Origin of the sequence: Palleronia salina (genome assembly GCF_900141995.1) — a bacterium.
GTDB classification, from domain to species: Bacteria; Pseudomonadota; Alphaproteobacteria; order Rhodobacterales; family Rhodobacteraceae; genus Palleronia; species Palleronia salina.
On record NZ_FQZA01000003.1, the window covers coordinates 107,536 to 120,084 of the forward strand.

The following is a 12,549-nucleotide window of genomic DNA, read 5'->3' on the forward strand; positions in this document are numbered from 1 at the left end:
GGGGCGCGCGGCGTTTAGGGGGCAGACAAGGATCCGAATGGAACAGGGGTACGCCATGGCGAAACTGTTGATCGAAGCGCTGGACAAGGCCGAGGCCGGCGAATGGGACGCGGCACACGACATCGTGCAGCAATACGACGGGCGCGGGGCAGCGTGGCTGCACGCCTACCTGCACAAGGTCGAGGGCGACGATTCCAACGCCCGCTACTGGTACCGGAAGGCCGACATGCAGCCCTTCGAGGGCGACCGGTACGAGGAGCTTTACGCGCTGCGGCAGGAGCTGACCTCGGGGACCGAGGGCATGATGGGGCAGAAGCCGGCGACCTGATCTCGGCATCGCGCGTGGCGCCGGACCGGGAAGGGGCTCCGCCCCGCCGCTGACGCGGCCCCCCGAGGTATTTTGGGAAAGATGAAGGCGCGGCGGCGGTCAGCGCTCGATCGCCAGCCCCGAGGGAACGTGTTCCGGTATGCCCAGCCGGCCGGTCAGGGAGGCCGGGTCGGTGAGCGACTCGAGGAAGGCGAGGAGCGCGTCGAGGTCCTTGGCGTCCAGCGGTCGGCCGGGCCGGGCCGCGGCCGCGATGGCGGCACGCTCGGCCGGGGTGTCGAGCGCCCAGTCGTCGGGCGCGATGTTTTCAAGCCGCGGCAGGGTCGGCGCGTCGTCGTAGCGGTCGAGCGCCGTTGCCGGGTCCGCGTGATCGCGCAGGAAGGCCCGCAGGTCGGAATGCGCGCCCGCATGGCCCCAGGGGCCGGTGCGGGTCACGTTGCGCAGCATGGGCGTTCGGAACGCGTAGGCGTCGTCGACGGCGCCGGTAACCCGCATCCGGCCCGTGTCCTGCTGGTGGGATTCGAACCGCGCGGCCTTGCCTGGGCCGATCTGCGGCGCACCCATGGCGTGGAAGGCGTTGTCGGTCATCAGCGGGCCGGCGTGGCAGTCGGCGCAGCCCGCGTCACCGTAGAAAAGCTCCATCCCCTCGGCCGCCGCGCCCGTCAACGGCGCCTCGCCGCGCAGGGCGGCGTCGAAGGCGCTGTTGGTGGCGCGCCATTCGAAGCTCATGAAGGCGGCGATGGCGTCGGAGATGTCGGTGAAGCCGATCGGCTGGCCGGCCGCGATCTCGGGATAGGCCTCGGCGAACAACGCGGCGTATTCGGGAATGCCGGCCACCCGCGCGGCGATGGTTTCCCACGCGCCGTCGGGGCCGGTCAGCCGCCCCTGGCGCACCAGTTGCGCCACGTCGTTCTCGGCGTAGTGGCCCGCCATCTCGTCGGGGCTGAGCACCGGGAACATGGTCTGGGCCGACAGCAGGCTGTCGAAGCCGGCCACCATGTCCTGGCCCAGGGGCGTGCGCAGGCCGCCGGGCCGGGTCTCGTCCACCTCGATCCGGCCATCGTGAAACAGGACCGTGACCCCCGGGTGGCCGAGGTTGAACAGCCCCGGCGCGTTGCGCGGGATGCGCTGTTCGGGCGGGTTGTCGGGATCGGCCACGCGGTCGGGGCCAAGGCCGGTGCCGCCATCGCCGATCCCGAGGCTCACGCCGTCGCCGGTGGCGAAACGCGGGTGGTGACAGGTGGCGCACGAGACCGTGCGGCTGCCCGACAGGATCGGGTCGTAGAACAGCAGCTGGCCCAGCTTGACCTCGGCCGCCGGGTGGCGCGGGAAGTCGTGGGGATCCAGCGGCGGCGGCAGGTCGGCGGCCGCGACCGGCGTGGCTAGGCAGAGGGCAAGGCAGGCAAGGCGCAACATGGCGGCAACGGTGCTGCGGGCGCGGGGCGCGGTCAAGCCGCTGGCGCGATGCCGGGCCGGCGCGACCAAAAAAAACCCCGCCGACAACGGTCGGCGGGGCAAGGTTGCACCATGGGGCGGGCGCGGATGCGCCCGTCCTTGCCATGGTGCCGGCGGTAACTTCTGGGGGTGTCTCGGGTGGCCTAGCGCATTTCGGCGCGGATCTGTTGGCGCAGGATGTCGATGGGGACTTTCTGGCCCTCTTTCACGAAGCTCCAATAGGTCCAGCCGTTGCAGCTGGGGGCCCCGTCGAGCGCGGCGCCCACCTGGTGGATCGATCCGGTCAGCCGGTCGGCGACCAGCGTGCCGTCGGCGCGGACCTTGGCGGTCTGGCCGCGCGCGTTGACCAGCATCTCGCCAGGACGCAACAGGCCGCGTTCGATCAGCTGGCCGAAGGGCACGCGCGGCTCGGCGCGCTTGGACTGCGTGACGTCCAGGGCCGAGCGGTCGTACTTGCGCACCCGCGACAGGCGGCGTTCGGCGACGGCGATATAGGCCTCGTCGCGCTCGATCCCGATGAAGTCGCGGCCCAGCATCTTGGCCACGGCGCCGGTGGTGCCCGATCCGAAGAAGGGGTCCAGCACCACGTCGCCGGGATTGGTCGTGCCCACCAGCACGCGGTGCAGCAGGCTGTGGGGCTTTTGCGTCGGGTGGGCCTTGTTGCCGTCGGCATCCTTCTCGCGCTCGTGGCCGGAACAGATCGGCATGGTCCAGTCGCTGCGCATCTGGACGCCGTCGTTCATCGCCTTCAGCGCGTCGTAGTTGAACGTGTATTTCGAGGCCTGGTCACGGCCCGCCCAGATCATCGTCTCGTGCGCGTTGGTCAGCCGCTTGCCGCGGAAGTTCGGCATCGGGTTGGTCTTGCGCCAGACCACGTCGTTCAGGATCCAGAATCCTTCGTCCTGCAGGGCGGCGCCCACGCGGAAGATGTTGTGGTAGCTGCCGATGACCCAGATCGCGCCGTCGGGTTTCAGCACCCGCCGCGCGGCCTGCAGCCAGGCGCGGGTGAAGTCGTCATAGGCCTTGAAGCTCGAGAACTGGTCCCAGGCGTCGTCGACGGCGTCGACCTGGCTACCCTCCGGACGATGAAGGGTGTTCTTGAGCTGCAAATTATAGGGGGGATCGGCAAAGATCAGGTCGACGCTCGCCTCGGGAAGCTGTCCCATGGCGTCGATGCAATCCCCGCGCACGATCGTGTTGAGCGGCAGCTGAGCTGCGCTTTTCGTCCGGTTCATCCGTTTCACTGCCTCGTGGTCGCGCCTTTTGGCGGCGCTTGTGTTGTGAGGCCAAGGATGGCCAGCGGCCCCGCCGGGGTCAAAATCTTTTTGATTCCGGTCGATTGTTAATTTTCTTGATACAATATCTTGTGGATCGGTTTGAACGAGCGTCTATGGTGTGGGGTGATACCGTGGCTTTTCAGCCCCACCTGGTGCGCCGAGGTGCCGTAGCCCTTGTTGCTTTCCCAGGCGTAATGGGGGTGCTGTTGCGCCAGCGTCACCATGGCCCGATCGCGTGCCACCTTGGCCACGATCGAGGCGGCCGCGATGGAGATCGACAGGCCGTCGCCGCCGACCACGGGGGTGGCAGGGCAGGGCAGGCCGGTGGGCAGGCGATTGCCGTCGATCAGCAGGTGTCCGGGTGGCACCGGCAGCGCGTCGATGGCCCGGCGCATGGCGAGAAAACTGGCCTGGAGGATGTTCAGGCGGTCGATCTCGTCCACCGTGGCCTCGCCCATGCCGATCTCGGCCGCTTCGAAAAGCTGGGCATAGAGCGTCTCGCGCCGCTTGGCGCTGAGCTTCTTGCTGTCGTCCAGCCCTTCGGGAATGGCCGCGGGGTCGAGCACGACGGCGGCTGCCACGACCGGGCCCGCCCAGGGGCCGCGACCGACCTCGTCGATGCCGGCGATGCGCAGGCTGCCCTTCGCGCCGAGCCGCGTCTCGTACATGTCGTCTGGCATGGTCCAGACATCGCCCGGCGGACGCCCCGGTGCAAGCGTCTATGCCATGAAAAATTGGGGCGGGACCGTCCCCGGTGGGTTCGGTCCCGCCCCGTCACGACCCGCCGCGCCAAGATGTGCGGAGTGGTTTGCGAAGGGCCGTGAAGACGGGGCCGCGCTTAGTGTCGCTGCGCCACCGTCCATCCCTGTCGCTGCAGGCAGCGCGCGCCGTAGACGGCGCGGTCGCGGCCATAGGCGTGCACGATCCGTTCGCAGCGCCGCGGCAGGTGCCGGGCCTGCTGGAAATTCCGTTGCAGGCACCGCTTGCCGTAGACGGTGCGCAGGCCGCGGCCGGTTTCGACCCGGTGTTGGCAAACGGCCGGCAGGGCGCGCTCGGCCCGGTGGTCGCGATACCGGTCCCGGTCGCGCTGGCGTTCGCGCTCGGCGGCGCGCTCGCGCTCACGTTCGCGGTCCTTGCGGTCGTCCTTGTACTTGTCGATGGCGACGCCCAGCACGCCGATGGCGGCCAGCGCGGCCAGAAGCTGGCCCGCCTGTTCCTGGTTGATCTGTGCCTGCGCCTGCGGGGCGGACACGGGACTGGTGGCAAGGCCAAGGCCGAGGATGGCGGCGAGTAGGATACGGGACATGGCGTGGCTCCTTTCGGGATCGCGTTTCTGTCGATGCCCCTGCTTGGTGCCGGGTCGCCAAGCCACGCAATATCGCCCGCTCGTCATCGCATAACAGCGCGCCATCGCCCCGTGGTCATTGATTGTCGCGGGGGCGCGGGCCATGGTTCGGATCACGCCCATGCCCTTTTTCAGAAGGTGTCCGACCCGATGTTCCGCTTTGCCAGATGCGCCGCGATCAGCGCCATCGCCCTTGTCGCCGCCGGCGCGGTCGAGGCCGCGTGCTACGTGGATTACAAGGCGCGCATCGCGCAGCCTTTCCAGTTGCATTACGGCGTGATCCGGCTCAGCGATGCCGAATGCGCCGATCCCCGTGCCGCCGTGCAGGCCCGCATCGGCGTGGACGGCTGGGAGGTGCTGGCGATCATGGACCAGTTCGACGAGGCGGGTGCAGAGGCAAGGAGGAACGATGCTGCGGGTTTTTACCTCCGTTACTGACAGCCGGTCGGCGGGCCGCGTCGTCGCCATCGGGATCGCCGTGATCGTGGCGATCCTGCTGCTGGCGGCGGTCGGGCTGTTCCTGAGCCTGCCCGACGCCAACGCGTTCAACGCGCGGGTCGAGCGGCTTTTCGTCGAGAACGCCGACCTCGTCTCGGGCGAAAGCATTCGCCTGCTCGAGATCCTCGCCCAGTCCGGCACCGCGTTTTCCGAGGTGCTGGCATCCTACCGCGTCATCATCTTCGTGCTTCTGGTCTTCGCGGCGGCGCTGTTGCTGGCGTCGCTCGCGTTTCTCGTGACCATCGTGGCGCTGAACCGCCGCATGGGCGAGATCGAGCGCGCGGGCATCCAGGTGTCCAGTCTTCTCATCAGCCGCGAAGAGCGGACCGTCTATCTGAACAACATGGAATTCGCCCTGACCGAGGCGGCGATCGAAACGCTGTCGGTTCTGGCCGAGGCGCGCATGGACGACGACGTGCTGTCGGGCTCGCAGATCGAGGCGATGGTGTCGGGCCGGGATGCGTCGGATTGCGACGAGGCATCGGGCGCCACGCGGATCAAGCGGCTGCGCGATGCGCTGGGCAACCAGATGGTCAGCGAGTTGCTGGTCAAGACCATCGCCCGGCGCGGCTACATGCTGTCCATCGACAAGGACGTGATCCGTATGGTGTGAGGCGCGCCCGGAAATCGCTCCAGTGGAGCGATTTCAGCGCCGAACGGGCGGAGCCCACGAGGTGACCGGCCCGGCGCAGCCGGCGATCGCTCCGGTGGAGCGATCGAGGTGCGAACGGGCGGAGCCCCAAAAGCGCGCCCGGAAATCGCTCCGGTGGAGCGATTTCAGCGCCGAACGGGCGGAGCCCCCGAGGCGACCGGTCCGGCGCAGCCGGCGATCGCTCCGGTGGAGCGATCGAGGTGCGAACGGGCGGAGCCCCAATAGCTGCGCCGAACGGGCGGAGCCCGGCGCGTGCCGGCGCCAGCCCGCCCCTCACCCGTAGTAGTGCCGCCAGCTCTTCTCGCAGTGGCGCGCGCCGAAGACGCGGACCCAACCGGCCCAGAAGCGGTTCCGGTGGCGCAGCCGCCAGCCCCGGGCGCACCAGCTTTCATTCACACCGAAGGTCAGGCGGCAGGTCAGCCGTGACAGGCCGAGGATGTGGCGGCGGACCGTCAGCAACCCGATCGCCATGCATCGTGGTGGGGAGTGTTCCATGCGTCTCTCCGCTTTGGATCCACGAGGGTTGGCGCGGGGCTCAATCCCTCGCGGTTTCCATCGCAGCGGAGTGTAAATCTTGTGTGACGGCCCCGTTCGCTGTCACGCCATCGGACGCAACACAAAAAAGGGCCCCGCGGTATCCCGCGGGGCCCTGGGGTTCAGTGCACCACCGCGTCCTGCGGCGGCTGACGGTTCGAGGATGATACCCGGTCGCCCACCAGCAGCCCGTCGGCACCGGCGCTGATCTTGACCGTGGCGCCGTCGCCGATATCGCCGGCCAGGATCATCTCGGCCAGCTGGTCCTGCAGCGCGCGCTGGATCACCCGCTTCAGCGGCCGGGCCCCGAAGACGGGGTCGTAGCCCTCGTCGGCCAGCCACTTGCGCGCGCCGTCGTCCAGGTCGAGCGTGATCTTGCGACCCGCCAGGCGCTTCTCCAGCCGTGCGAGCTGGATATCGACGATGCCGTCCATGTCCTCGCGGCTGAGGCGGTCGAAGATCACCGTCTCGTCCAGCCGGTTCAGGAACTCGGGCCGGAAATGGGCACGCACCGCGTCCATCACGTCGCGCCGGGCCTGCGCGCTGTCGGCCCCCTCGGGCAGCTGGCTGAGCGCCTGGGACCCGAGGTTCGAGGTCAGCACGATCAGCGTCTGCTTGAAGTCCACGTGCCGGCCCTGGCCATCGGTCAGAACGCCGTCATCCAGCACCTGAAGCAGCACGTTGAACACGTCCGGGTGCGCCTTCTCGACCTCGTCGAACAGGATCACCTGGTAGGGACGCCGCCGCACGGCCTCGGTCAGGACGCCGCCCTCGTCGTAGCCCACATAGCCCGGGGGCGCGCCGATCAGGCGGGCGACCGCGTGCTTCTCCATGAACTCGGACATGTCGATCCGAACCATGGCCTGGTCGTCGTCGAACAGGTACTCGGCCACGGCCTTGGTCAGCTCGGTCTTGCCGACGCCGGTGGGCCCGAGGAACAGGAAACTGCCCAGCGGGCGGTTCTCGTCGTTCAGGCCCGCGCGCGCCCGGCGCACGGCGTTCGACACGGCCTGCACGGCGGCGCGCTGACCGATGACGCGCTTGCCCAGCTCCTCTTCCATCTTCAGAAGCTTCTCGCGTTCGCCTTCCAGCATCTTCGAGGTCGGGATGCCGGTCCAGCGCTCGACGACCTGTGCGATCTGCTCGGGGCGCACGGCCTCTTCGACCATCACGTCGCCTTCGCGGTCCTCGGCCTCGCCCAGCTCCTTCTCGAGCTGCGGGATGATGCCGTAGGACAGCTCACCGGCGCGGGCCAGGTTGCCCTCGCGCTTGGCGATGTCCAGCTCGGCGCGGGCGCGGTCCAGACGCTCTTTCAGCGTGCGGGCCGAGTCGAGCTTGTCGCGCTCGGCCTGCCACTTGGCCGTCATCTCGTCCGCGCGTTCCTGCAGGTCCGCGAGTTCACGCTCCAGCTTGTCCAGCCGGTCCTTGCTGGCCTGGTCGTCCTCCTTGCGCAGGGCTTCGGCCTCGATCTGCTTTTGCAGGATGTCGCGGTCCAGCGCGTCCAGCTCCTCGGGCTTGCTGTCCACCTCCATGCGCAGGCGCGACGCGGCCTCGTCCACTAGGTCGATGGCCTTGTCGGGCAGGAAACGGTCGGTGATGTAGCGATGGCTGAGCGTCGCCGCCGCGACCAGCGCTGCGTCCGAGATCCGCACGCCGTGGTGCAGCTCGTACCTTTCCTTGATGCCACGCAGGATCGACACGGTGTCGGCCTCGGTCGGCTCTTCGACCATCAGCGGCTGGAACCGACGGGCCAGCGCCGCGTCCTTTTCCACGTGCTTGCGGTATTCATCCAGCGTGGTGGCGCCGACGCAGTGCAGCTCGCCCCGCGCAAGGGCGGGTTTCAGCAGGTTCGACGCATCCATGGCGCCCTCGGATTTACCGGCGCCGACCAGCGTGTGCATCTCGTCGATGAACAGGATGATCTCGCCCGCGGCCGAGGTGACCTCGGACAGGACGGCCTTCAGACGCTCTTCGAACTCGCCGCGATACTTCGCGCCCGCGATCAGTGCGCCCATGTCCAGCGACAGCAGCCGCTTGTTGCGCAGGCTTTCCGGCACGTCACCGTTGACGATCCGCAGGGCAAGGCCCTCGGCGATGGCGGTCTTGCCGACGCCGGGCTCACCGATCAGGACGGGGTTGTTCTTGGTCCGCCGGCTCAGAACCTGCATGGTGCGCCGGATTTCGTCGTCGCGGCCGATGATCGGGTCGATCTTGCCCTCGCGTGCCCGCTCGGTCAGGTCGAGGCTATATTTCTTCAGCGCATCGTACCCTTCCTCGGCCGAGGCGGTGTCGGCGGTGCGGCCTTTGCGGACATCGTTGATCGCGGCGTTCAGCGCCTGGGCATTCACGCCGCCCATGTCCAGCGCGTCCTTGGCCTTGGATTTTACCATGGCCAGCGCGCAGAGAATGCGCTCGACCGGGGTGAAGCTGTCGCCGGCCTTCTTGGCCAGCTGCTGGGCCTGGTCCAGCACCTTGGCCACGCTTTGATCCATGTAGATCTGCGCGCCGTCGCCGCTGACCTTGGGCAGCTTGCCAAGGGCCAGTTCGACCTGTTCGGTCACGCGCTTGGCGTTGCCGCCGGCGGCATTAATGAGATTCGCGGCCAGCCCCTGGTCGTCGTCCAGCAGGGCCTTCAGCAGGTGTTCGGGGACCAGGCGCTGATGCTCCTCGCGCATGGCGATGGTCTGCGCGGCCTGGATGAACCCCCGAGAGCGTTCGGTGAATTGCTCCAAGTTCATTTTATCTTCTCCTTGTAAGCGTTTGGCCGGCGGGCGCCCGTCAGCGGCACGCCCCTTGGTCAGCCAAACCTTCGGGAATTCAGATGGGACTGTCCTTGACCTGCTTCAAGAAAGGCCGTGCGAAATAAATCACAGTCCTGTGAATCCTTACCCGGAACTTATCCACAGCTTCGCCGTTACTTGACCGTGTGGTTAACGCCTCACCGAGCAGCCAGAGGGTCGAACAGGACCCCGTCCAATCCACCGGCGCCGGACGCCGGAACGCAGGCAAGGCCCCATGGGGGTCACGCCGATCAGCCTGCTCGCCAAATCATTCATTCGGGCCGAGATGCAGCCGGCATCCGCCCACCACGACCGGGCGCGTGCCCGTGAGGAAGGAAGGCAAAGGATGGTCATTCTCGACGCAGACCTGTCCCGGGTGCGCCGCGACCGCGATTTCGGCCGGATCGAAGCGCTGGTTTCGCTGTGGGTCAAGGAAAGCGGACGCCCGGTCCGCCCGATCCGCCTGACCACCAACGTGCCCATCCGCGGCAACGGCCCGATCCGGGCCCGCCTCATCCAGGACGCCGCCGCGCTGGCCTCAAGCGGCCTGGCGCCCGACACCAGTTTACCCCGCGTCGCTTAACGTCCCTTATCTGCCTCGACGCGCAACTGGGCGCAGCGTATTGCCGCTGCGCCCTTTTTCTTGGGCGGGGGGCGGACCGTGGGGCCGTCGATCGCGGCCCGTCTCCGGGGGAGTGATCGGGTTCTAGAAAGCAGGGGCCTATTCGACCCCGTGACTCCTAGATCTGCTCCGCGACGCTGGCCTTGTCGATGACGGACCAGACGCGCCGGATCCTGTCGTCGTGATATTCGTAGAAGACATTCTCGGTGAACCTGATCCTCGCCCCGTTCACCGGCAGCCCGAACAGCTGGCCGACAGGCGTGCAGTCGAAGGCCAGCCGGCTGGCGATCACCGGCGGGTCGCAGGCGAGCATGGCGATGTTGAAGGACAGGTCGGGGATCGCCCGAAAGTCTTCGACTAGCATCTTCCGATAACCGTTGAGCCCGATCGCGGCCCCGTTGTATTCGACGCCGTCCGCCACGTGGTGGTGCAGCGCGTCCCAGTCCTGTGCGTTGAGACACGCGATGTAGCCCCGGTAGAGTTCCCTGATCCTGTCGCGCGTCACGTCTCCACCTTCCTTCGTCGGTAGTGTCGATCTCTAGGGACGGACCTGCGCCCGGACCAGCCTCTTCAGGCGCTTCGCCCCGCCGGGAGGGATGGTCGCAGAAAGGCTCCCGAAATTACTTCGGGAGCCTTTCTGTTGGCGCCACGCGCCTCATGCTTTCAAACCGCGGGGCTTATTCGGCGATCGTCTCGTCATCGCGGCCTTCGGGGCCCGACGGGGTGGGGACGAAGCCGGTCCCGCCGCTGTCGGTATCGCGCACCACCGACTGGTCCTCTTCGGGCGTCAGCTCGGTTTCCGTGTCACGACCGTCGGGGAAGCTTTCGTCCGACGCGTCTTCGACGCGGTCGGCGCCGCTGTCGCTGGACTCGTCGACGATGAAATCATCATCCGCGATGGTCGCCGACGACTCGGTCTGGGTGTCGCTCTCGTCATCCGGTGCGGGTTGGGGGTTCTCGCTGTCCTCGATGGGTTCCAGCGGGTCCTCGGCCTCGGCCGGCGGCACGGTTTCCTCGCCGGGCGCGGCCGGCTCGACCTCGTCCAACTCGTCGGTGATGCCCTCGGTCTCCATGTCGCGCTCGCCTTCGGGGTTGGTGCCCGCGCCGGCGGGTCGGGACGAGATGTCGTCCTCGGCGATGATCGTCGGCTCGTCCGGCGGCGTCTCGTCGGACATGGCGAAGACGGCCACGATGGCGATCAGGGCCGCTGCCCCCACGAGAAAGATGGGGCCGAGGATGTTGCCGGCCCCTTTCGTTGATTTGGCCATGGTTTAGCCTCCTGTCTTTGGCGGCAAAACGGGTGCCCCCACGCGGCGGTTCCACTCTTGCGCCCCTTGCGTCAATCCGCCACTTGGGGTGCGCTCCCTGCGAAAAGCGCGATGCGAAAAGGATTCCGCCCATGACCGATGACCGCCTGATCGTTGCCCTGGACGTGCCCGACGCCATCGCCGGACTGGAGCTTGCGGGCCGGATCGGACCCGCCGTCGGCTTCTACAAGATCGGTCTGGGCATGCTGACCGGTGGCGGGCTGGCCCTTGCGCGCGAGCTGAAGGACGAGCACGGCAAGCGTATCTTCCTCGACATGAAGCTGTTCGATATCGGCGCCACGGTCGAGGCGGCGGTGCGCGGGCTGGTGCAGTTCGATCTCGATTTCCTGACCGTGCATGGCGACCCCCACGTGGTCCGCGCGGCGATGGAGGGCGCGGCCGGCTCGCGCACGCGCATCCTCGCGGTGACCATCCTGACCTCGCTGGACCGGGCCGACCTGGACGCGGGCCTGATGCGGGCGGGCGACATGGCGCAGATGGTCGAGGATCGCGCCGCCGCCGCGTTCGAGGCCGGCGCCGACGGCGTCATTGCCTCGCCGCAGGAGGCCGCCGCGATCCGCGCGCTGCCGCAGTCCGAAGGCCGCCTGATCGTCACGCCGGGGGTCCGCCCCGAAGGATCGGCGCCCGGCGACCAGAAGCGTATCGCCACCCCCGCCGGCGCCATCGGGGCGGGCGCCGACCATATCGTGGTGGGCCGCCCGGTCTGGCAGGCCGACGATCCGGCCGCCGCCGCGCGCGCCATCCTGTCGGACCTGCCGTCCTGAGCCCGCGGCTGGACGCGGGCGGAGCGATTGCCTAAAGCTGGCACCGATCGGTCCCGTGGCTCAACTGGATAGAGCAGCCCCCTCCTAAGGGGCAGGTTGCAGGTTCGAATCCTGCCGGGATCGCCAGTTCTCGCCCTCTTTCGGTCGCGTCCCCTGCGACGGAACGCCGCCGCCCCGGGCGCGTTATCCGGCGACCGGTCCCGGAGCTTTCCCATGTGCAATGCCTGCCTCAGCCGCCGCAGTTTCCTGAGCCTTGCCGCGGCGGGCACCGTTTCGGCCTGCGATGGACCGCCCGACCTTATTCCGGACGCGCAGGTCGAAGCGATGGGACTGCAGGCGTGGGAACAGATGCGCGCCGAGACGCCCGCCAGCCGCAACGCCGATTACCAGGGCTCGCTGGACGCGGTGTCGCGGCGCCTGCTGGAAGAGCAGAACCAGCGCCCGCAGGACTGGGAGGTGGTCGTCTTCGCCTCGCCCCAAATCAACGCCTTCGCGCTGCCCGGCCGCAAGATCGGCATCTACGAGGGCATGTTCGGCGTGGTGCAGAACACCGACCAGCTGGCCGCCATCGTCGGCCACGAGATCGGGCACCTGGCGGCCGAGCACGCGCAGAAGCGCATGTCGGCGCAGGTGGCCAAGTCGCTGGGCGTGCGTCTTCTGGCCTGGGTTCTCAACGTGGGCGGCGTGGAATACGGCAACGAGATCGCCGCCGCGCTGGGCCTGGGGGTCGAGGTGGGGCTGTTGCTGCCCTATTCCCGTGATCACGAGCTCGAGGCGGATCGCTTTGGCCTGCAGGCCATGGCGGGGGCGGGGTTCCGCCCCGAAGAGGCGGTGACCCTGTGGCAGCGGATGCAGGCCGCGCAGGGCAATCGCGGGCCGGAATTCCTGGCGACGCACCCCACGCCGGACAGCCGGATCGAGCAGATCGAGGAAATCCTTCAGACGATCTGAGGCCGGGCGTCAGCTGCC

Annotated in this window: 14 protein-coding genes and 1 tRNA gene; 7 read left to right on the plus strand and 8 right to left on the minus strand. The window is 68.2% G+C overall.

Features of this window, described 5'->3' with window-relative positions; all coding sequences use genetic code 11:
- Positions 1 to 55 precede the first annotated feature (55 nt).
- The gene (locus tag BUB76_RS05820) at positions 56 to 328 is read left to right on the plus strand and encodes a hypothetical protein (protein ID WP_073128081.1); all 273 of its coding nucleotides are present in this window, start codon (positions 56 to 58) and stop codon (positions 326 to 328) included.
- A gap of 99 nt (positions 329 to 427) precedes the next feature.
- Here the strand turns inward: BUB76_RS05820 and BUB76_RS05825 are convergent, their stop codons facing one another.
- From BUB76_RS05825 to BUB76_RS05840, 4 genes are all read right to left on the minus strand, one after another.
- Positions 428 to 1,741, minus strand: a complete 1,314-nt coding sequence (locus BUB76_RS05825; protein WP_073128082.1) for a cytochrome-c peroxidase — start codon at positions 1,739 to 1,741, stop codon at positions 428 to 430.
- Between the two features lie 182 nt (positions 1,742 to 1,923).
- Positions 1,924 to 3,015, minus strand: coding sequence for a site-specific DNA-methyltransferase (locus tag BUB76_RS05830; protein ID WP_175550270.1), 1,092 nt, complete (start codon positions 3,013 to 3,015; stop codon positions 1,924 to 1,926).
- A 107-nt stretch (positions 3,016 to 3,122) separates the two neighbouring features.
- Positions 3,123 to 3,737 carry a ribonuclease HII gene (gene rnhB, locus BUB76_RS05835; RefSeq protein ID WP_073127755.1) on the minus strand — a complete coding sequence of 205 codons (615 nt, stop codon included), beginning with the start codon at positions 3,735 to 3,737 and terminating at the stop codon, positions 3,123 to 3,125.
- Positions 3,738 to 3,895: 158 nt separating this feature from the next.
- A complete protein-coding gene (locus tag BUB76_RS05840; RefSeq protein ID WP_073127758.1) occupies positions 3,896 to 4,363 on the minus strand; it encodes a hypothetical protein in 468 nt (155 codons plus the stop codon).
- Positions 4,364 to 4,552: 189 nt separating this feature from the next.
- On the opposite strand from BUB76_RS05840, the gene BUB76_RS05845 reads away from it, so the two are divergent.
- Both BUB76_RS05845 and BUB76_RS05850 read left to right on the plus strand, forming a co-directional pair.
- Positions 4,553 to 4,840, plus strand: a complete 288-nt coding sequence (locus BUB76_RS05845) for a hypothetical protein (RefSeq protein ID WP_073127760.1) — start codon at positions 4,553 to 4,555, stop codon at positions 4,838 to 4,840.
- A complete protein-coding gene (locus BUB76_RS05850) occupies positions 4,812 to 5,513 on the plus strand; it encodes a winged helix-turn-helix domain-containing protein (protein WP_073127761.1) in 702 nt (233 codons plus the stop codon). The genes BUB76_RS05845 and BUB76_RS05850 overlap by 29 nt, the downstream gene beginning before the upstream one ends.
- A 312-nt stretch (positions 5,514 to 5,825) precedes the next feature.
- Here the strand turns inward: BUB76_RS05850 and BUB76_RS05855 are convergent, their stop codons facing one another.
- Together BUB76_RS05855 and clpB are read right to left on the minus strand one after the other, a co-directional pair.
- On the minus strand, positions 5,826 to 6,023 hold the full coding sequence (locus tag BUB76_RS05855) for a hypothetical protein (protein ID WP_073127763.1): 198 nt from the start codon (positions 6,021 to 6,023) through the stop codon (positions 5,826 to 5,828).
- A 185-nt stretch (positions 6,024 to 6,208) separates the two neighbouring features.
- Positions 6,209 to 8,824, minus strand: coding sequence for an ATP-dependent chaperone ClpB (gene clpB, locus BUB76_RS05860; RefSeq protein WP_073127766.1), 2,616 nt, complete (start codon positions 8,822 to 8,824; stop codon positions 6,209 to 6,211).
- A 277-nt stretch (positions 8,825 to 9,101) separates the two neighbouring features.
- Here clpB and BUB76_RS05865 point away from each other — a divergent pair, with 277 nt between their 5' ends.
- Positions 9,102 to 9,449, plus strand: coding sequence for a hypothetical protein (locus BUB76_RS05865; RefSeq protein ID WP_139250790.1), 348 nt, complete (start codon positions 9,102 to 9,104; stop codon positions 9,447 to 9,449).
- Between the two features lie 157 nt (positions 9,450 to 9,606).
- Here the strand turns inward: BUB76_RS05865 and BUB76_RS05870 are convergent, their stop codons facing one another.
- Both BUB76_RS05870 and BUB76_RS05875 read right to left on the minus strand, forming a co-directional pair.
- A complete protein-coding gene (locus BUB76_RS05870) occupies positions 9,607 to 9,993 on the minus strand; it encodes an ester cyclase (protein WP_073127770.1) in 387 nt (128 codons plus the stop codon).
- 172 nt (positions 9,994 to 10,165) lie between these two features.
- The gene (locus BUB76_RS05875; protein ID WP_073127772.1) at positions 10,166 to 10,756 is read right to left on the minus strand and encodes a hypothetical protein; all 591 of its coding nucleotides are present in this window, start codon (positions 10,754 to 10,756) and stop codon (positions 10,166 to 10,168) included.
- Between the two features lie 131 nt (positions 10,757 to 10,887).
- Here BUB76_RS05875 and pyrF point away from each other — a divergent pair, with 131 nt between their 5' ends.
- The 3 genes from pyrF to BUB76_RS05890 all read left to right on the plus strand — a co-directional run bounded on the left by pyrF (position 10,888) and on the right by BUB76_RS05890 (position 12,531).
- The gene (gene pyrF, locus BUB76_RS05880; protein ID WP_073127774.1) at positions 10,888 to 11,580 is read left to right on the plus strand and encodes an orotidine-5'-phosphate decarboxylase; all 693 of its coding nucleotides are present in this window, start codon (positions 10,888 to 10,890) and stop codon (positions 11,578 to 11,580) included.
- 49 nt (positions 11,581 to 11,629) lie between these two features.
- Positions 11,630 to 11,706, plus strand: a tRNA-Arg gene (locus BUB76_RS05885).
- A gap of 87 nt (positions 11,707 to 11,793) precedes the next feature.
- Positions 11,794 to 12,531 carry a M48 family metallopeptidase gene (locus BUB76_RS05890; RefSeq protein WP_073127776.1) on the plus strand — a complete coding sequence of 246 codons (738 nt, stop codon included), beginning with the start codon at positions 11,794 to 11,796 and terminating at the stop codon, positions 12,529 to 12,531.
- Positions 12,532 to 12,549: the final 18 nt, after the last annotated feature.

Bases quoted from the DNA above. Each gene is read 5' to 3' on its own strand.
- BUB76_RS05820 (WP_073128081.1), top strand. From the start codon at position 56: ATGGCGAAACTGTTGATCGAAGCGCTGGACAAGGCCGAGGCCGGCGAA.
- BUB76_RS05825 (WP_073128082.1), bottom strand. From the start codon at position 1,741: ATGTTGCGCCTTGCCTGCCTTGCCCTCTGCCTAGCCACGCCGGTCGCG.
- BUB76_RS05830 (WP_175550270.1), bottom strand. From the start codon at position 3,015: ATGAACCGGACGAAAAGCGCAGCTCAGCTGCCGCTCAACACGATCGTG.
- rnhB (WP_073127755.1), bottom strand. From the start codon at position 3,737: ATGCCAGACGACATGTACGAGACGCGGCTCGGCGCGAAGGGCAGCCTG.
- BUB76_RS05840 (WP_073127758.1), bottom strand. From the start codon at position 4,363: ATGTCCCGTATCCTACTCGCCGCCATCCTCGGCCTTGGCCTTGCCACC.
- BUB76_RS05845 (WP_073127760.1), top strand. From the start codon at position 4,553: ATGTTCCGCTTTGCCAGATGCGCCGCGATCAGCGCCATCGCCCTTGTC.
- BUB76_RS05850 (WP_073127761.1), top strand. From the start codon at position 4,812: ATGCTGCGGGTTTTTACCTCCGTTACTGACAGCCGGTCGGCGGGCCGC.
- BUB76_RS05855 (WP_073127763.1), bottom strand. From the start codon at position 6,023: ATGGCGATCGGGTTGCTGACGGTCCGCCGCCACATCCTCGGCCTGTCA.
- clpB (WP_073127766.1), bottom strand. From the start codon at position 8,824: ATGAACTTGGAGCAATTCACCGAACGCTCTCGGGGGTTCATCCAGGCC.
- BUB76_RS05865 (WP_139250790.1), top strand. From the start codon at position 9,102: ATGGGGGTCACGCCGATCAGCCTGCTCGCCAAATCATTCATTCGGGCC.
- BUB76_RS05875 (WP_073127772.1), bottom strand. From the start codon at position 10,756: ATGGCCAAATCAACGAAAGGGGCCGGCAACATCCTCGGCCCCATCTTT.
- pyrF (WP_073127774.1), top strand. From the start codon at position 10,888: ATGACCGATGACCGCCTGATCGTTGCCCTGGACGTGCCCGACGCCATC.
- BUB76_RS05890 (WP_073127776.1), top strand. From the start codon at position 11,794: ATGTGCAATGCCTGCCTCAGCCGCCGCAGTTTCCTGAGCCTTGCCGCG.